We start from the raw sequence: 15138 nt of genomic DNA, 5'->3' as shown, positions 1-15138 counted from the left end.
TAGGAATGACGGCGGGCGACGCGGCGGCTCAAGCCGCCAGCGATTCGGCGCCGGGTTGCAACTGGCCGAGCAGCGACGGCACGTCCAGGATCAGCGCGACCCCGCCGCTGCCGAGGATGCTGGAGCCGCTGATGCCCTTGACCTGGGCGAAGACCTTGGAGAGCGGCTTGATCACGGTCTGCCACTCGCCGAGCAGGGTGTCGACCACCAGGCCGAACCGCTGCGCGCCCTGGCGGATCACCACGATGCTCTCGCGCGCCGGCGGCGCGCCGGCGATGGCGAACAGCGAGCGCAGGCGCACGTAGGGCAGCACGTTGCCGCGCAGGTCGATGTACTCGCTCTGGTAGTTCGGCGCGAACTCCACGCATTCCTCGACCACGTCCAGCGGCACCACGAACACCGACTTGCCGACCCCGACCTGGAAGCCGTTGATGATGGCCAGGGTCAGCGGCAGCCGCACCGAGATGGTGGTGCCGACGTCCTGCTGGCTGCTGATGTCGACGCTGCCGCGCAGCGCGGCGATGTTGCGCTTGACCACGTCCATGCCGACACCGCGCCCGGACAGGTTGGTGACCTTTTCGGCGGTGGAGAAGCCCGGCTCGAAGATCAGCGCGAACACTTCGCGGTCCGACAGCTGGCGGCCGGGTTCGATCAGGCCGCGCTCCAGCGCCTTGGCCAGGATCCGGTCGCGGTTGAGGCCGCCGCCGTCGTCGCTGATCTGGATGACGATGCTGCCGGAATCGTGGAAGGCGTTGAGCCGTACCGTGCCGCGTACCGGCTTGCCGCGCGCCTGGCGCACCTCGGCCGGTTCGATGCCGTGGTCCATGGCGTTGCGCACCAGGTGGGTCAGCGGATCGGCGATCTTCTCGACCACCGACTTGTCCAACTCGGTGTCCTCGCCGTTGACCACCAGCGTGATGTCCTTGCCCAGTTCGCGGGCGACGTCGTGGACCACGCGGTGGAAGCGGCTGAAGGTGCCGCCGATCTTGACCATGCGCAGTTGCAGCGCGCTTTCGCGCACCTCTTCGACCAGACCGGCGAGGATCGAGGTGGATTCCAGCAATTGTGCATCGCCGGTGCGCTGGGCGTTGGCGCCGGTGCTGGCGACGGCGATGATCAACTCGCCGACCAGGTCGATCATGCGGTCGAGCTTGTCGGCGTCGACGCGGATCGAGCCGCCTTCGCCGCGTGCGCCCGCGGCCTTGGCCGGGCCGGCGCTGGCGGCAGCTGCGGCCGCTGCCGCCGGTGCGCTGGCCACGGCGGGCGCGGCCGCAACCGGCGCGTCGGCGCTGTCGAACCCGGCGAAATCGTCGGCACTGGCCTGGCTGCCGGCCTCGGCCACCAGCAGCGGCAGATCCAGATTGGCCGCGTCGCCCTGTGGGTCCACCGCCAGCACCTGCAGGTCGCAGTCGTCGCGCACGAATTCGAAGATGTCCTCGATCGCGGCCTGTTGCGCATCGCTGCGCAGCAGGATGTCGAAGCCCAAGTAGCAGGCCTCCGGATCCAGTTCCGGCAGCGCCGGCACGCGGTCGTGGCGGGTCCGCACCGCTTCGAGGCTGCCGAGGCTGCGCAGGCAGCGGATCAGGTGCAGCGGCGAATTGCCGAAGCGCAGCGCGTCGGTGAACAGCTGCAGCGAGATCCGCCAGTAGCCGGTGTGCGCGGGCGCGGCAGGCGCTGCCGCGGCGGCGGTCGCCTTGGCCGCCGGCGTGGCGGCGGGTTGCAGGTAGGTCTGCAGGCGTTCCAGCAGCGGCGCGCCGTTGGCGGTGAGCGTGGCTTCGTCGGCCTTGCCGCCGGCCGCGGCTTCCACCAGCGCGCGGATATGGTCGCAGCAGGCCAGCATCAGTTGGATCAGCTCCGAATCCAGCGCGACCGCATGCTCGCGCACCAGGTCCAGCACGCTCTCCACCACGTGGGTGAAGCCGACCAGTTGCGCCAGGTCGAACAGGCCGCCGGAGCCCTTGATGGTGTGGGCGGCGCGGAAGATCGCGTTGACCGCATCGGGGCCGGCTTCGCCGCGCTCGGCTTCCAGCAGATTGCGCTCCATGTCCTCGAGCAGGTCGCGGCTCTCGGCGATGAAGGTCTGCAGCAATTGATCCATGTTCATGTCGTGCTGCCGATTAGTGAAGAGTGTCGTCGCCGACGCGCTCGAACGCGTCGTCCAGGCCGAGCAGGGCCAGCGCATCGCCGACCGCGGTGCTGCAGCCCTCGAGCTGGAACGGCCGTCCCAGCGCGCGCAGCGCGGCCTGGGTGGCCAGCAGCAGTTGCACGCCGGTGGCGTCGATGTCAGTCACCGCCTGCAACTGCAGGCGCAGGCCGCCGGGATGCTCCAGCGCGGGCAGCAGCAGCGGCTTGAGTTCGGCCGCGCGGCGGATGGTCATGTCGCCGTCCACGATCAGCTGCAGCGGCGGATCCTGTTCGTCGGGGGGCGTCGAGCGCATGGCGGGTCTCCGGCAGGGAAGAGGGAAAAGCCGGTGTCGCCGGCTTCGGTAAGAGCGATATCGGCGCGGACAGGAAATATTTAGAAATATTTAGCGCGCGTGAAGCATTTGTCTCCCACACCGCACGCGAGCCTGAGTGGTTCAGACCAGCGCAAGATGCGCATCCCATAAAGGCCTGGGCATGTTGTGTCCCAAGGTCTGTTGCACGTGCCGTGCCAAACGCGACAGCGCGTGAAGACGTCAAAAAAGCCGCGCGACGCGTCTCCGTCGGTCTTCACGTGAAGAGCGTTGCGTTCGCATGTTGCGAGTTGCGGGCGCGCCGTACGCCGCCGCATGTCGCGGTGGCGTGTGTGGGCAGGACACATGCGGCCCCTGTGCGGTGGCCGCTCGTGTGCGCTGTGCGGGCAGGATCGCCCGCGTCGCTCAGCGTGGCGACAGCGCGGTCAGCAGACCGCGTGCGGCATTGAACCGGTCGGCCGCTTCCGGCAGCGGCAGCTTGAGCTTCAGCTTGTCCGGACCATCCATCGCGTACAGCCTGGGCTGCTTCTGGATCATCTGGATGATGGTCATCGGATCCACGTTGGGCTTGGCCTCGAACACCAGGCGCCCGCCGTGTTCGCCCAGTTCCAGCTTGCGGATGCCCAGCGCATTGGCCTGCAGCTTCAACTCGGCGATGGCGAACAGGTGCTTCACCGGATCCGGCAGCAGGCCGAAGCGGTCGATCATCTCCACCTGCAGTTCGCGCAGGCCGTCGCTGTCGCGGGCGCTGGAAATGCGCTTGTACAGGGTCAGGCGGGTATGCACGTCGGGCAGGTAGTCGTCGGGGATCAGCGCCGGCACGTGCAGTTCCACCTCGGCGCCGCGCGCTTCCTCGCCGGCGTCCAGGTCCGGCAGCTTGCCCTGGCGGATGCTGCGCACCGCGCGCTCCAGCAGTTCGGTGTACAGGCTGAAGCCGACTTCGGCCATCTGCCCGCTCTGGTCCTCGCCGAGCAGTTCGCCGGCGCCGCGGATTTCCAGATCGTGGGTGGCCAGGGTGAAGCCGGCGCCCAGTTCGTCCATCGAGGCGATCGCGTCCAGGCGCTTCTGCGCATCGGGGGTGATGCTGCGCCGGTCCGGCACCAGCAGGTAGGCGTAGGCGCGGTGGTGCGAACGGCCGACGCGGCCGCGCAACTGGTGCAACTGCGCCAGGCCGAAGCGGTCGGCGCGATTGATGACGATGGTGTTGGCGTTGGGGATGTCGATGCCCGATTCGATGATCGTGGTCGACAGCAGCACGTTGAAGCGCTGCTTCTGGAAATCCAGCATCACCTTTTCCAGCTCGCGCTCGGGCATCTGCCCGTGGGCGATGCCGATGCGCGCCTCCGGCACCAGTTCGCTCAGCTCGCGCTGCATGCGGCCGATGCTCTCCACGTCGTTGTGCAGGAAGTACAACTGGCCGCCGCGCGCCAGTTCGCGCTGGAAGGCCTCGCGCAGCAGCGCGTTGTCCCACTGGGTGACGAAGGTCTGCACCGCCAGCCGGTTCGGCGGCGGCGTGGCGATGATCGACAGATCGCGCAGGCCGGCCATGGCCATGTTCAAGGTGCGCGGGATCGGCGTGGCGGTGAGGGTCAGCAGGTGCACGTTGGCGCGCAGCGCCTTCAGCGCTTCCTTCTGGCGCACGCCGAAGCGCTGCTCCTCGTCGACGATGACCATGCCCAGGTCCTTGAACTTCACGTCCGGCTGCAGCAGGCGATGGGTGCCGACGATCACGTCGATGCTGCCGGCGGCGACCTTCTCCAGCTCGGCCTTGATCTCCTTGCTGCTCTTGAAGCGCGACAGCACCTCGACCTTCAGCGGGTAGTCGGCGAAGCGGTCGCGGAAGTTGCGGTAGTGCTGTTCGGCCAGCAGCGTGGTCGGCACCAGCACCGCCACCTGCTTGCCGGCGCTGGCCGCGGCGAAGGCCGCGCGCACCGCGACCTCGGTCTTGCCGAAGCCGACGTCGCCGCAGACCACGCGGTCCATCGGCTGGCTGCTGGCCAGGTCGCGCAGCGTGGCGTCGATCGCGGCCAACTGGTCCGGGGTTTCCTCGAACGGGAAGCCGGCGGCGAAGGGTTCGTACATCGCCCGGTCCACCTGCAGCGCCAGCCCGGCGCGGGCCTGGCGGCGCGCCTGGATCTCCAGCAGCTCCGCGGCCACGTCGCGCACCTTCTCGGCGGCCTTGCGCTTGGCCTTGGTCCATTGCTCGCCGCCCAGCGAATGCAGCGGCGCGGTCTCGGCCGAGGCGCCGGAGTAGCGGCTGATCAGGTGCAACTGCGCGACCGGCACGTACAGCCGGTCGCCCTTGGCGTATTCGATTTCCAGGAACTCGCCGGGCATGCCGCCGGCATCGAGCACGATCAGCCCGCGGTAGCGACCGACGCCGTGGTCCTCGTGCACGATCGGCGCGCCCTCGGACAATTCGCCCAGGTCGCGGATGATCGCTTCCGGCTCGCGCCCCACGCGCCGGCTGCGCCGCGGCTGGCTGGCGCGCTCGGGGAACAGCTGGCGCTCGGTCAGCACCGCGATGCGCGGCGCCTCCAGCGCGAAGCCGTCGTCCAGCGGTGCGACGGCAATGGCGAAGCGCGCAGTAAGCCCCTCTCCCTCCGGGAGAGGGGTTGGGGTGAGGGTACGACCGCTAGAGAGTTTTGCCTGCGCGGCCGTCGAGGACGCGGACGAAGCAGGAGCCTTCTTCGACGAGGATGGCGCGCGCGCCGCACCCTCATCCGGTGCTTCGCGCCAGCTTCTCCCGGTGGGAGAAGGGAGGAACGCCGCGAAGTTCGGCAGCACCTCCGGCTTCAACTCCGCGGCCGCCAACACTTCCAGCAGCGCCTCGCGGCGGCCCGGCGAATCGGCCGCGATCAGCACCCGGCCCGGGTAGTGATCGAGGAAGCTCTTCAGCGCCGCGCCCGGCGCGGCGTCCTTGGCCGCCACCGGCAACGGCGGCAGCGGCTGGTCGCCCAGCGCCTGCGCCTCGTCGATGCGCGGATGGTCGGCCGCCCACACGTCGATGCGCGGCAGCCCGTTGAGGCGTTCGCGCAGCGCATCCGGCGCCTGGTACAGCTCTTCCGGCGCCAGCAGCGGGCGTTCCACGTCGTGGCGGCGCTGCTCGTAGCGGGCCTGGGTCTGCGCCCAGAACGCGTCGGCGGCGGCGCCCACGCCAGGGGCGATCAGCGGCAGCACGTGCTCGCCCAGATAATCGAACAGGGTGGCGGTGGCCTCGCGCGCGCCGCTGCCACGCGTCTCCTGGAAGAACAGCGGCAGGTAGTACTCGATGCCCGACGGCGCCAGCCCGGCCTTCAGGTCCTGGTACAGCGCGCTGCGCCGGGTATCGACGTCGAAACGTTCGCGCAGCGCGGTCAGCACCCGCTCCACGCTGGCATCGTCCATCGGCACTTCGCGTCCGGGCAGCATGCGCACCGCCTGCACATGGTCCAGCGAGCGCTGCGATTCCGGGTCGAAGGCGCGGATCGAATCGATGTCCTCGTCCAGCAGTTCGATGCGCAGCGGCGCGTCGGTGCCCATCGGGTACACGTCGAGCAGGCCGCCGCGCACGGCGAAATCGCCCGGGTCCATCACCTGCGGCACGTTGCGGTAGCCGGCGCTTTCCAGCCGCCGCTTCTCCGCGTCCAGGTCCAGGCGCTGGCCCACGCGCAGGTCGAAACTGCCGCCGACGATGTAGCGCAGCGGCGCCACCCGCTGCATCAGCGTCTGCACCGGCACCACCACGATGCCCTGGGTCAGCGTCGGCAGCCGGTGCAGCGCGGCCAGGCGCTGGCTGACGATGTCCGGGTGCGGACTGAACTGGTCGTAGGGCAGGGTTTCCCAATCCGGGAACGGCACCACCGGCAGGCTCGGATCGTCGCCGAGCAGGCTATGCAGGTCGGCTTCGAGCTGGTGCGCGCTCTGGTTGTCGCGGGCGACCACCAGCAACGGTCCGCGATGCGCGGACGCGGCGCAGGCGATGTGCCAGGCCAGTGCGGTGGAGGACGCGGGAGCGCGCCAGTGCGCGCGGAGCTGGCCGGACTTGGGCAGCGGCGGAACGGGGAAGGGAAGGGGCGGCATGGACCGTGGAGTTTAGCAAAGCCGGGTGCCGCGACCGGCGCGGCAGAACCCGGGAAACGCCGCGCGCCGGCTGGCCGCGCGGGAAGGGATGGCGTGGAGCGGTGCGGTGCGCTGCGGGTTCAGTTGCCCAGTTCCAGCACCACCCGCACCAGGTCCGGATTGTCCGGATGCGGCATGCGCTGGAAGCCCAGCGACTCGGCCAGTTGCAGCATCGGCACGTTGCGTTCGAGCACGTCGCCGTAGAGCCGGTCCAGGTACTTGCGGCGCGCCCACTTGACCAGCTTGCGCATCAACTGCCGGCCCAGGCCCTGGCCGGAGACGAAGCTGCTGACCAGGATCGCGTACTGCGCCTCGCGGGTGCCGGGGTTGATCGCCGCGCGCGCCACCGCGCCGACCACGGCCTCGCCCGGCGGCAGCGGCTCGGCGGCGACCAGGATCAGTTCCGACTTCGGATTGGGATGGGTGAGGCGTTGCGCCATGTCCTCGGTCAGTTCCTGCGTCGAATGCAGGAAGCGCTCGCGGATCTCGGTCGGCCCGAGCAGGCCGAAGGCACCCTGCAGCGGCGCGCTGTCCTCCGGCCGGATCGGCCGGATCAGCAATTCGCGCCCACTGGGCAGGGTGAAGGTTTCATGCCACGGAGGCATGCGGTTGCGGGTAGCCATGGCCGTATGATCCTCGACGAAGCCTGGATTCTCGCATTACCAAAACCTTACGCCCGTGAACGCAGCGTCCTGCCGATGTGCCGCTCGGGTGGTCTTGCTAGAGTGGCGTTTCGTTCAAGGGAATGCACGACGATGAAGACATCGCATGCCGTGGCCGTCTCCGCGGCGATCGGGCTGGGCCTGGCCGCGCTGCTGGTGGGGCTGCTGGTGGGGGGCGGCAGGTGGCTGCTGCGCGCGCAGCACCACGACGCGCCGACGACGGCCGCCGCCGCTCCTGTCGCCGACGCGGAGCAGCTGGCGACGCAGGCATTGGCCCCGTACCAGGCGCGCCTGCAGGCCACGCGCCGGCCGGTGCTGCAGGTGCAACTGCAGCCGATGGCGCAGGACGATCGCCTGGCCAGCAAGGTCGGCGGGCGTCCCTACTGGACCGGCGACAGGCCGTACCCGCATGCGGCCGACGGCCAGCCGCTGGCGCTGCTGGCGCAGATCGATCTGGCGCGGATGCCGCCGCTGCCCGGCTACCCACGCCAGGGCATCCTGCAGTTCTTCATAGGCGGCGACGATTTCTATGGGGCCAATTTCGGCGGCGCGCGCAGCGACCTGGCCGCGCTGGGCGAACAACGCAATTTCCGCGTGGTGTACTGGCCGCAGCCGAAGGCGTCGGCGCGGCAGGCCGAGGTGCCGTTGCCGGCGGCCGACACGTTGCCGTTCGATCCGGCGCGGCCGCGGGCGATGCGGTTCGACGCCGGCGAGGAAACCATCGGCAGCAGCGATGTGCGGTTCGAGCAGGTGCTGGGTAAGCCGCTGGAGGAGGTGGCCGCCGCCTACGCCAAGCGCCGTGCGGTGTCGCAGGATGCGGTCGACGATGCGTTGTACGACGTGCTGAGCCGTGGCGGCAACAAGCTCGGCGGCTACCCGGAGTTCACCCAGGAAGACCCGCGCACCCTGCAGGACAAGCAGGTGCTGCTGCTGCAGTTGGACAGCGACGAGGAGATGATGTGGGGCGACAGCGGCGTCGCCAATTTCTTCATCGACCCGGACGACCTGCGGCGCGGCGATTTCAGCCGGGTCGCCTACAACTGGGACTGCTTCTGAGCGCGCGCACGCCGCGGCGCCGGCACCTTACGCCTCGCGCTTGAGCCACTCCAGGCGCGTGCTGGCGCCGGCCTCGCCCAGGTGTGCCTTCAGTGGCGGCAGCGCCTGCGCCAGGGTCTGCTCGAACTGCCAGGGCGGATTGAGCAGCAGCATGCCGCTACCGTTGAGCCGCAGCGGCGAATCGTCCGGGCGCACCTGCAGTTCGGCGACCAGCGCCGACGCTGCCGGCAACGCCGCGGCCTTGCGGAAGAACGGCTGCAGGCTGCGGCGCTGCTTGATCGGATACCACACCGCGCACACCGCCTGCGGCCAGCGGCTCAGGGTCTCGCGCAGCGCGGCCACGATCAGCGGGTACTCAGCGTCCTGCGCCTCGTAGGGCGGATCGATCAGCACCAGCCCACGGCCGATCCGGTTGGCCCCGGACTTCGGCGGCAGGAACGCCTTGATCGCCGCATAGCCGTCGCCGGCGTGCACCTGCACGCGGCGGTCGTGGGCGAACAACGCCTTCAGTTCGGCGGCTTCCTCGGTCTGCAGTTCGCAGGCGGCCAGCCGGTCCTGCGCGCGCAGCGCCTGCGCCACCAGTAGCGGCGAGCCGGGGTAGGCGACCAGCGCTCCCACGGGATTGTCGGCCTGCACTGCGCGCAGATAGCGTTCCACCACCTCCGGCAGGGTCGGCTGGCCCATCAGCCGCAGCACGCCGGCGGCCGCCTCGCCGGTCTTGCGCGCCTCGTTGGCCGCAAACAGGTAGCGCCCGCGCCCGGCGTGGGTATCGAGCACGAAGAACGGGCTGTCCTTGCGCTTGAACGCATCGAGCAGCGCCAGCAACACGATGTGCTTGAGGACGTCGGCATGGTTGCCGGCGTGGAAGGCGTGGCGGTAATTCATCCGCGCAGTGTACGGGTCGCCACGTCGGCCGGCCACGCCCTGCCGCGATGCAGGGCAGGGCGTCTCCGCAGCCGCGGTACACTAGGCGGGCGGCCACTCGCGGCCGCGGCGCTTTCCGGACCTGGGGCCGGAACGCGTGGACGATTGGGCCTGTGCACCCGGGCGCAGGCGTCGTCGCAGCGTTCGGGTGCGCAGTGCCGATGCCAGATGGGCGGTCGGCGAGTGCCACGGTTTGCATGTCGATGCCTTTTTCCCCGTTGCTCGGTGTTCTTGCACTGGCGCTGCCGTTCGCCGCACTCGGCGCCGCCCGTGCCGAGCCATCCAGCCCCCGCGCAGCGCAGGCTGCGGCGTTCGATGCGCTGATCGAGGATGTCGGTGCGCACGGCAAGGACATGGCCGCCGACGAGCAGGCCTACCGTGTCGCGCATGCGCGGCTGCAGGCGCTGCTGCCTGCCAGCGACCCGGTGCGGCGCGCACGCCTGGACGCCTTCGACTGCCAGCATTTTCCGCAGGGTCCGGCCGCGGCGGTGGAGCAGGCGCGGCGTGGCGCGCGCGCTGCGATCGCGCGCACCCATGTGCAGGTGCGGCTGGAGTACCTGCTGTGCGAAACCTATGCGCTGTACAACGACGGCCAGCGCCCGGCCTACCTGCGGCCCGCCACCACGATCCTGGCGTTGACCGACGCGCACCGGTTCCCGCGATTGCGCGCGGCGGCCCTGCGCATGCGTGCCTTCGCCGAGCGCGACGCCGGCCATTACGCGCAGTCGCTGCGCACCTTGCAGGAACTGCGCGTGCTCGACGCGCGGCGCGATGGCGGCTGGGTGGCGCTGCTGACCCTGATCGGCATCGCCGACGCCTACCTGGACATGGGTCTGCCGGACCTGTCGCAGCAGGTCGTCGCCGAGGTCCTGCAGCGGGCCAGGCAGGGCGATGGCGGCTACATGCAGGCGCTGGCGGTGGAGCGCGAAGGCGCCATCGCCGAGCAGCGCGGCGACCTGCCGGCGGCGCTGGCCGCCTATCTGCGTGCGGCGGAACTGCATGGCCGGCATCCGCAGGAAGGCTCGCAGGCGTCGTTGCTGCTGCGCGCGGCCCGGGTCAACGCGCTGCTGGGCAACGTGCCGCAGGCACGGGCGCAGCGGCAGCAGGCCGAGGCGCAACTGGTCGCGATGGGCGCCACGCGGTTGATGCGCGCGCGACGCGACTACGTGGATGCGCTGATCGCCGAGCGCAGCGGCGATGTGCGGGCCGCGCTGGCGCTGGTCGAGCGGGCCGAGCAGGGCTATCGCGCCAATGGCGACCTGCGCAGCCTCAGCGACGTGCTGGACCTGAAGGCCACGGCCTTGCGCGCGCTGGGTGCCTGGCGCCAGGCGCTGGATGCGCGCGAGGCGCAGATGCGCGTGCAGCAGGAACTGGACACGCGCATGCAGCGCGAGCAATCGCAGTTCCTGATCGCCGAATCGGAAAGCCGCGAGCGCGACCTGGCGGCGCTGCAACTGGCGCAGAAGGCCGAAACCCAGCGCAACCGGCTGCAGGCGATGGAGCGCGAGGCGACCCTGCGCCGCGCATTGCTGGGCGCGGCGCTGCTGTTGCTGGCCGTGCTGGGCGGCGTGCTGTTCCTGACCCTCGGTCGCCTGCGCGGCGCCCGCCGCGAAGTGCGCATCGACAGCCTCACCGGCGTCGCCTCGCGGCGCCAGGTCCTGGCCGAACTGGACACCGCGCTGGCGGCGTTGCCGCGCGGCGGGCGCATGCCGCTGTCGGTGCTGGCGCTGGACGTGGACCACTTCAAGCGGATCAACGACGAGCACGGCCACGCCGCGGGCGACCAGGTGCTGCGGCTGGTCGCCACGACCCTGCGCCAACGCCTGCGCAAGAGCGACAGCTTCGGCCGGACCGGCGGCGAGGAGTTCCTGGCGTTGCTGCCCGGTGCGGCCTGCGCCGAGGCAAGCCAACTGGCCGGGCAACTGCGCGAGGTGCTGGAACGGCAGGCGTTCGACGCGATCGTGCCGGGGCTGCGTCTGACCGTCAGCATCGGCGTCGCCGAGGCCGGCGCCGGCGAGAGCAGCCAGGCGCTGCTGGCGCGCGCCGATGCGGCGCTGTACCGGGCCAAGCACGGCGGCCGCAATCGGGTGGAACTGGCGACGCCGCCGGGCGCGGCAGGTGTGCGCAGCGACCGCAGCGGCTGACGTCCCGCCTGTCCGCAGTGGGTTCTGCGCGAGGGTGGCCGACGCCGGCGATGGCCGCACGGACTGCCGCGGCGCCCGCGCGGCGGCTATGCTGCGCGCCATGTCCACGCCTGCCGCCGCCTGTGTCCTCGTGGTCGAGGACGAATCCGCCATCGCCGACACCGTGCTGTACGCGCTGCGCAGCGAGGGCTACGCGGTGCGGCATTGCCAGCTCGGGCACGAGGCGCTGGCGCAACTGCGCGAGGGCGGCATCGACGTGGTGGTGCTGGACGTGGGCCTGCCGGACCTGAGCGGGTTCGAGGTGTGCCGCGCGCTGCGCGGCTTCAGCCAGGTGCCGGTGCTGTTCCTGACCGCGCGCAACGAGGAGATCGACCGCGTGCTCGGCCTGGAACTGGGCGCCGACGACTACATGGCCAAGCCGTTCTCGCCGCGCGAACTGGTCGCGCGAGTGCGGGCGCGGCTGCGGCGCCCGGCGGTGGTGGTCGGCGATGCCGGGGCCGGCTGGCAGCAGCACGGCGATTTCGCCATCGACCGCGACGGCCGCCGCATCCGCTGGCGCGACGCGCCGCTGGATCTGACCCGCTACGAGTACGCGCTGCTGGCGGCGCTGCTGCAGCGGCCCGGCGCCATCCTCAGCCGCGCGCAACTGATGGACCGCGGCTGGGACAGCAGTGCCGACAGCGCCGACCGCACCGTCGACACCCACATCAAGACCCTGCGCGCCAAGCTGCGAGCGGCCGGCGCCACCGACGACCCGATCCGCACCCACCGCGGCCTCGGTTACGCGCTGGAGGCCTGAGGTGCGGCTGGGGCTGAAGCTGTTCCTGGGCTTCTTCCTGATCGTGGGCGTGGCCGCATTCTTCGTGATGCGGGTGTTCGTCAACGAGGTCAAGCCGGGCGTGCGCCAGGCGATGGAATCGACCCTGGTGGACGCGGCCAACGTGCTGGCGCAGATGGCCGCGCAGGACCTGAAGGACGGGCGCATCGCCAGCGGCCGCTTCGCCCGCGACCTGGCTGCGGCGCAGCGGCGCGATCCACGCGCGATGGTCTGGCGCTTTCCCAAGCACAGCGTCGACTACCGCGTCACCCTCACCGATGCGGCGGGCGTGGTGGTGTTCGATTCGCGGGGGCAGGACATCGGTCGCGACAACTCGCGCTGGAACGACGTGTACCGCACCCTGCGCGGCGAGTATGGCGCCCGCTCCAGTCCCGAGGCCGACGGCGACCCCAACCACACGGTGATGCACGTGGCCGCGCCGGTCTACGATCCGGCCGAGCCGCAGCGGCTGATCGGCGTGCTGACCCTGTCCCAGCCCAACCGCAGCATCGAGCCGTTCATCGTCGCCAGCCAGCGCAGCATTCTGTTGCGCGGCGCCTGGCTGATCGGCATCTCGGCGCTGATCGGGATCCTGATGACCTGGGGTCTGCTGCGCGGGATCGGCCGGCTCAACCGCTACGCGCAGGCGGTCAGTGCCGGTGCGCCGGTGCCGCCGCCGCCGCCGCGCCGCGACGAGATCGGCGATCTCGGCCGTGCGCTGGAGACGATGCGGCGCAAGCTGGAGGGCAAGCAATACGTCGAGCAGTACGTGCAGTCGCTGACCCACGAGATGAAGAGCCCGCTGGCCGCGATCCGGGGTGCCGCGGAACTGCTGCAGGAACCGCTGCCGGAGCCGGAGCGGCAGCGCTTCGTGCGCAACATCGCCGAGCAGCAGCAGCGTCTGACCGAGACCATCGACAAGCTGCTGGCGCTGGCCGAGGTGGAACAGCACGGCTGGCTGCAGCGCCGCGAACCGGTGGCGCTGGCGCCGCTGTGCGCCGACCTGGCCGAAGCGCTGGCGCCGCAACTGCAGGCGCGCCGTCTGCAACTGCATGTCCAGGTGCTGGACCCGGCACTGGTGGTGTCGGGCGATCCCTACCTCCTGCGGCAGGCGCTGCACAACCTGCTCGACAACGCCATCGCGTTCTCGCCGGAGGGCGCGGTCATCGTGTTGCGCGCCGAACGCGGCGCCGATGCGCGCGTGCTGCTGTCGGTGGAGGATGCGGGCCCTGGCGTTCCCGACTACGCGCTGGAGCGGGTGTTCGAGCGTTTCTATTCGCTGGCGCGCCCGGCCACCGGCCAGCGCAGTTCCGGCCTCGGCCTGCCGTTCGTGCGCGAGGTGGCGCGGCTGCACGGCGGCGACGCCAGCCTGCGCAACCGCGACGGCGGCGGCGCAGTGGCCTGCCTGGCATTGCCGCTGGCCTGAGCGCGGCGCGTTTCGCGCGAGGGCGCGCCGAGGCGGCCTGCCGGCGTTCCCGCGTCGGGACTGAAGTCCCTCCCACAAGGGCAAGGCTCCGGTGACGGGATGCCGGCTGCCAATCCCCAATCCCCAATCCCGAATCCCGGCTCCCCACACTTCACACCCACTTCAAATTCGCCTCAAACCCCGCCCATGCAGCGGCCGCACCCTGGCGCCCTCCCAAACCGAGAGGTCGCCATGAAGTCCCTGAAGCTGCTGTTGCGATTCGCCACCATCGGCGGATTGATCCTGTTGTTGCTGATCCCGCTGATGATGATTCGCGGCACCGTGCAGGACCGCCAGCACTACCGCGACGAGGCGGTGGAACGGGTGTCGCAGAGCAAGGCCGGCGAGCAGCGCCTGCTCGGGCCGCTGCGGGTGATCCCGTGGACCCAGGAGCGCGACGTCGCGGTGCTCGACGCCGACGGCAAGCGCGTGACCAAGCGCGAGACCGAGACCGGCTACGTGCTGCAGGCGCCGCGGCGGCTGCAGGTGGAGGGCGAACTGAAGCCCTCGCAGCGCCATATCGGCCTGTTCAAGGTGCAGGTGTACAGCTGGCATGCGCGGCTCAAGGCCGAATTCGAGGATCTGGACTACGCCGCTGCCGACGGCCGCCGCTACGGCACGCCGTACCTGGCGATCGGCCTGCAGGACGTGCGCGGCCTGGTCGGTACGCCGAACCTGCGTGCCGACGGCCGCGCGCTGCCGCTGCAGCCGGGGTCGATGGGCCTGGCCGGGGTCTCCAAGGGCGTACATGCCGTGCTGTCGGCGTTGCCCGACCCGCAGCAGGGCCGGCTGACCGATCTGCACGATGTGCAGATGGAGTTCGTGCTCGACGGCACCCAGGCGCTGTCGATCGTGCCGGTCGGCGACGACAACCAGATCGCGCTGAGTTCGCCGTGGCCGCATCCGCTGTTCGGCGGCCGCTTCCTGCCCAACGAGCGCCGCATCACCGCGCAGGGCTTCCAGGCGAGCTGGGCCTTGTCGTCGCTGGCGACGGGGGCGCAGGCGCAGTTGAGCGCCGGGGGCGAGGACCTGGACGCGTTGCGCGTGGACCTGGTCGACCCGGTGGACGTGTATACCCAGGCCGAGCGCGCCAGCAAGTACGGCCTGCTGTTCGTGGTGCTGACCTTCGTCGCCTTCGGCCTGTTCGAGCTGATCAAGCGCCTGCCGATCCATCCGCTGCAGTACCTGCTGGTCGGCCTGGCGCTGGCGATCTTCTTCCTGCTGCTGCTCAGCCTGTCCGAGCACATTCCGTTCTGGCAGGCCTATCTGGTCTCGGCGGTGGCCTGTATCGGATTGCAGTTCTTCTACCTGTCTGGGGTCTTGCGCAGCCGCCTGCGCGCGGCCGGCTTCGCCACTATGCTCACCGTGCTGTACGGCGCGCTGTACGGCCTGCTGGCCTCGGAAGACAATGCCTTGCTGATGGGCTCGCTGCTGCTGTTCGGCATCCTCGGCGCGATCATGTGGATCACCCGCCGGATCGACTGGTACGAACTCGGCGCGTCGCTGCGCTGAG

The 15138-nt window shown here is 70.5% G+C and carries 10 protein-coding genes; 5 read left to right on the top strand and 5 right to left on the bottom strand.

Going from position 1 to position 15138, the window contains the following annotated elements:
- Positions 1–28: 28 nt before the first annotated feature.
- The 4 genes from PG878_RS13370 to PG878_RS13355 form a co-directional block, all read right to left on the bottom strand.
- Positions 29–2104, bottom strand: a complete 2076-nt coding sequence (locus PG878_RS13370) for a chemotaxis protein CheA (RefSeq protein ID WP_209031767.1) — start codon at positions 2102–2104, stop codon at positions 29–31.
- A gap of 13 nt (positions 2105–2117) precedes the next feature.
- The gene (locus PG878_RS13365; RefSeq protein ID WP_209031769.1) at positions 2118–2438 is read right to left on the bottom strand and encodes an STAS domain-containing protein; all 321 of its coding nucleotides are present in this window, start codon (positions 2436–2438) and stop codon (positions 2118–2120) included.
- A 423-nt stretch (positions 2439–2861) separates the two neighbouring features.
- A complete protein-coding gene (gene mfd, locus PG878_RS13360; protein ID WP_209031771.1) occupies positions 2862–6518 on the bottom strand; it encodes a transcription-repair coupling factor in 3657 nt (1218 codons plus the stop codon).
- Between the two features lie 119 nt (positions 6519–6637).
- Entirely contained in the window at positions 6638–7180 is a 543-nt protein-coding gene (locus PG878_RS13355; protein ID WP_010343463.1) for a GNAT family N-acetyltransferase, read from the bottom strand.
- 132 nt (positions 7181–7312) lie between these two features.
- Here PG878_RS13355 and PG878_RS13350 point away from each other — a divergent pair, with 132 nt between their 5' ends.
- On the top strand, positions 7313–8275 hold the full coding sequence (locus PG878_RS13350) for a YwqG family protein (RefSeq protein WP_209031772.1): 963 nt from the start codon (positions 7313–7315) through the stop codon (positions 8273–8275).
- 27 nt (positions 8276–8302) lie between these two features.
- Here the strand turns inward: PG878_RS13350 and PG878_RS13345 are convergent, their stop codons facing one another.
- Entirely contained in the window at positions 8303–9160 is an 858-nt protein-coding gene (locus PG878_RS13345; protein ID WP_209031774.1) for a 23S rRNA (adenine(2030)-N(6))-methyltransferase RlmJ, read from the bottom strand.
- Positions 9161–9402: 242 nt separating this feature from the next.
- Here PG878_RS13345 and PG878_RS13340 point away from each other — a divergent pair, with 242 nt between their 5' ends.
- The 4 genes from PG878_RS13340 to creD all read left to right on the top strand — a co-directional run bounded on the left by PG878_RS13340 (position 9403) and on the right by creD (position 15137).
- Entirely contained in the window at positions 9403–11343 is a 1941-nt protein-coding gene (locus tag PG878_RS13340; RefSeq protein ID WP_209031776.1) for a GGDEF domain-containing protein, read from the top strand.
- A gap of 88 nt (positions 11344–11431) precedes the next feature.
- The gene (gene creB / locus PG878_RS13335) at positions 11432–12142 is read left to right on the top strand and encodes a two-component system response regulator CreB (protein WP_209031777.1); all 711 of its coding nucleotides are present in this window, start codon (positions 11432–11434) and stop codon (positions 12140–12142) included.
- 1 nt (position 12143) lies between these two features.
- Complete coding sequence (creC, locus tag PG878_RS13330; protein ID WP_209031778.1) at positions 12144–13586, top strand: two-component system sensor histidine kinase CreC; 1443 nt, start codon at positions 12144–12146, stop codon at positions 13584–13586.
- A 231-nt stretch (positions 13587–13817) separates the two neighbouring features.
- A complete protein-coding gene (creD, locus tag PG878_RS13325; protein WP_209031779.1) occupies positions 13818–15137 on the top strand; it encodes a cell envelope integrity protein CreD in 1320 nt (439 codons plus the stop codon).
- The last annotated feature ends 1 nt before the right edge of the window (position 15138 follow it).

It is taken from the genome of Xanthomonas hawaiiensis (genome assembly GCF_031834635.1).
Lineage (GTDB): Bacteria > Pseudomonadota > Gammaproteobacteria > Xanthomonadales > Xanthomonadaceae > Xanthomonas_A > Xanthomonas_A sacchari.
This window is presented reverse-complemented; position numbering and strand designations above follow the sequence as displayed.

What these genes read in the sequence shown, in the direction of transcription:
- PG878_RS13370 (WP_209031767.1), bottom strand. Translation starts at nt 2,104, where the DNA reads ATGAACATGGATCAATTGCTGCAGACCTTCATCGCCGAGAGCCGCGAC.
- PG878_RS13345 (WP_209031774.1), bottom strand. Translation starts at nt 9,160, where the DNA reads ATGAATTACCGCCACGCCTTCCACGCCGGCAACCATGCCGACGTCCTC.
- PG878_RS13340 (WP_209031776.1), top strand. Translation starts at nt 9,403, where the DNA reads ATGCCTTTTTCCCCGTTGCTCGGTGTTCTTGCACTGGCGCTGCCGTTC.
- creD (WP_209031779.1), top strand. Translation starts at nt 13,818, where the DNA reads ATGAAGTCCCTGAAGCTGCTGTTGCGATTCGCCACCATCGGCGGATTG.
- creB (WP_209031777.1), top strand. Translation starts at nt 11,432, where the DNA reads ATGCTGCGCGCCATGTCCACGCCTGCCGCCGCCTGTGTCCTCGTGGTC.
- PG878_RS13365 (WP_209031769.1), bottom strand. Translation starts at nt 2,438, where the DNA reads ATGCGCTCGACGCCCCCCGACGAACAGGATCCGCCGCTGCAGCTGATC.
- PG878_RS13355 (WP_010343463.1), bottom strand. Translation starts at nt 7,180, where the DNA reads ATGGCTACCCGCAACCGCATGCCTCCGTGGCATGAAACCTTCACCCTG.
- PG878_RS13350 (WP_209031772.1), top strand. Translation starts at nt 7,313, where the DNA reads ATGAAGACATCGCATGCCGTGGCCGTCTCCGCGGCGATCGGGCTGGGC.
- mfd (WP_209031771.1), bottom strand. Translation starts at nt 6,518, where the DNA reads ATGCCGCCCCTTCCCTTCCCCGTTCCGCCGCTGCCCAAGTCCGGCCAG.